Source organism: Paenarthrobacter sp. CM16, from assembly GCF_013179505.1.
GTDB lineage: Bacteria > Actinomycetota > Actinomycetes > Actinomycetales > Micrococcaceae > Arthrobacter.
In genome coordinates, this window is the sequence record NZ_JABMCX010000429.1 from 1 (window position 1) to 2,900 (window position 2,900).

Consider the following 2,900-nt stretch of genomic DNA (forward strand, 5'->3'; position numbering starts at 1 on the left):
TGTGGGATCCCCGGAGACTGTGGCGCAAAAGATCGTCCTGCTCAAACGCAACCTGGGCGTAGACCGCTTCGACCTCAAATACAGCAATGGGACCCTGCCGCACCAGTCCATGATGCGTTGCATCGAGCTCTACGGCACCGAGGTGGCTCCGCGGGTCGCTGAGCTGCTGGCCTCCGCCTAGAGCACCTACCGCAGACCTGCTGCTCCTGAATCACTGAAAGAATAGGAATCATGACTTCCAACACCCCTGTGTCCGATCAGCTCTTCGACCGCGCCCGGTCCCTGATGCCCGGCGGCGTGAACTCCCCGGTCCGCGCCTTCGGATCCGTAGGCGGCACCCCGAAGTTCATGGTTTCGGCCAAGGGCGCCTACCTCACGGATGCCGACGGCAAGGAGTACGTGGACCTGGTGTGTTCCTGGGGACCTGCCTTGCTCGGCCATGCACACCCTGCTGTGCTCGACGCCGTGCACGCAGCCGTGGATCGGGGACTGTCCTTCGGTGCTTCCACTCCGGATGAGGCCAACCTCGCCCAGATCGTCAAGGAGCGCGTGTCCGCCGTCGAGCGCCTGCGCATGGTGTCCACCGGCACGGAAGCCACCATGACCGCCGTACGCCTGGCCCGTGGCTTCACCGGCCGCAACCTGATCATCAAGTTCGCAGGCTGCTACCACGGCCACCTGGACGGCTTGCTGGCAGCGGCAGGTTCAGGCGTTGCCACCCTCGCCCTTCCCGGGTCCGCTGGCGTCACTGAAGCTACAGCTGCTGAAACCCTGGTGCTGCCCTACAACGATCTCGCTGCCGTAGAGGCTGCCTTCGCCACACACGGGAACCATATTGCCGCCGTCATCACCGAAGCGGCTCCTGCCAACATGGGCGTCGTCACCCCGGGAGAAGGCTTCAACGCAGGGCTGTCCCGTATCACCAAGGAACACGGTGCCCTCCTGATCGTGGACGAAGTCCTCACCGGTTTCCGTACGGGCTACTCAGGCTATTGGGGCTTGACGGGTCGCCAGGAAGGGTGGGCCCCTGACCTGCTCACCTTCGGTAAGGTCATCGGCGGCGGAATGCCGACGGCGGCCCTTGGCGGCCGTGCCGACGTCATGGACTACCTCGCCCCTGTTGGCCCGGTTTACCAGGCGGGCACGTTGTCCGGAAACCCTGTGGCCATGGCCGCCGGCGTGGCAACACTGACCAATGCCACACCCGAGGTCTACGCCTACGTTGATGCCCGCTCGCTGGAACTCTCCGCGGCATTGTCCTCAGCCCTTGATGCCGCCGGCGTTGACCACTCCATCCAGCGAGCCGGGAACCTCTTCTCGGTGGCCTTTGGTACCTCGGCCCACGGCGTGCACAATTACGACGACGCCCAGGCCCAGGAGAGCTACCGCTACGCACCGTTCTTCCACTCCATGCTGGACTCAGGCGTTTACCTCCCGCCCTCCGTCTTCGAAGCCTGGTTCCTGTCAGCCGCTCACGACGACGCAGCCATGAACCGTATTTTTGAGGCCCTTCCTGCAGCTGCCCGGGCTGCTGCAGGCGCCACGGCCTGATCTTGCCGATGCCCCGGCCAGGTGCCAAAAGCACGTGGCCGGGGCATTGTTGCGTCCGCACGGGGTAGGCTCGTAGGTGGAAACCCACCCCCAACGAACTAACGGTTTACCATGCGCAAGACCCAGAGAATCGCATCCTTCGGTGTAAGCATCGCAGCGGCTGGAGCTTTGCTCGCCGTCGCGTCCGGCTGCTCAAGCGGCGGCGGAAGCACCGACGCCTCTCCAACGGAAGGGACGGCGTCGGCCTCTGCTTCTCCGCCACCAAGCTCTCCGCAGCCGGCAACCCCGGCACCCGGCACCGCGTCGCCGACATCCAAACCATCCGGGGATCCTGCCCCGTCTGCCGCGCCTGCCACCAGCACTGCCACGGCTGTTGAGCAGCAGCTGGCGGCCCTGAGCCTTGAGCAACGGGTGGGTCAGCTGTTCATGGTGGCAGCCAAGGCTACAGGCGCTGAGCCGGGAACCATGCAGGCATTGAAGGAGTACCACGCCGGCAATGTCTACCTGAGCGGTCGCAGCAAAGCAGGCAGCGCCGCCACCGCTTCGGTGGTGTCTTCCCTGACGGGCACGGTCTCCGCCGGGACCACCGGTGGTGTGCCACTCTTCGTGGCCACCGACCAGGAAGGCGGGTATGTGCAGGTTCTTTCCGGTCCGGGGTTCTCGACCATTCCCACTGCCTTGGTTCAAGCAGGGGCCGGGCAGGCGAAGCTTCGGGCTGACGCTGCTGTGTGGGGCAAGGAACTGCGGAGCGCCGGTATCAACGTCAACCTTGCTCCCGTTCTGGACACCGTCACCAGTGCGGAGTTTGCTCCGTCCAATTCACCCATCGGCCACTTCCAACGGGAGTACGGTTACGCCCCCGGAACCGTCTCAACCCTGGGCAATGCCTTCGCTGACGGCATGAAGGACGCGGGCGTGGCGCCCGTAGTGAAGCACTTCCCAGGCTTGGGCAGGGTTGTTCCCAACACTGATGTCACCAGTGATGTCAGGGATACCTCCACCACCCGCGACGATCCCGCATTGGAACCGTTCCAGGCTGCCATCAACTCCGGTACGCGGTGGGTCATGGTGTCGAACGCCTACTACGACAAGATTGATCCCGCCAACATCGCACCGTTCTCGCCTACGGTGATGGACACCATGCTGCGCGCTGATGCCGGTTTCACGGGGATCGTTCTTTCGGACGATCTCTGCAGCGCAGCGCAACTGGAGTCCTGGTCCGATGCCGACCGCGCCCTGAACTTCTTTGGTGCCGGTGGAACCATGCTGGTGTGCGCGGACCCCGGGAGTATTCCTGCCATGCACCAGGCAGTGGTGAAGAAGGCCACAGAGGATGCCTCCTTCAGGGC

The 2,900-nt window shown here is 64.3% G+C and carries 2 protein-coding genes and 1 pseudogene; all 3 read left to right on the forward strand.

Annotated features, from left to right (window positions below):
- Positions 1 to 181 (forward strand): annotated as a pseudogene (locus HP499_RS22910) (LLM class flavin-dependent oxidoreductase); the annotation flags it as partial.
- 50 nt (positions 182 to 231) lie between these two features.
- Entirely contained in the window at positions 232 to 1,551 is a 1,320-nt protein-coding gene (gene hemL / locus HP499_RS22915; protein ID WP_172326365.1) for a glutamate-1-semialdehyde 2,1-aminomutase, read from the forward strand.
- Between the two features lie 111 nt (positions 1,552 to 1,662).
- On the forward strand, positions 1,663 to 2,900 hold a 1,238-nt coding region (locus tag HP499_RS22920), incomplete at its 3' end, for a glycoside hydrolase family 3 protein (RefSeq protein ID WP_172326366.1).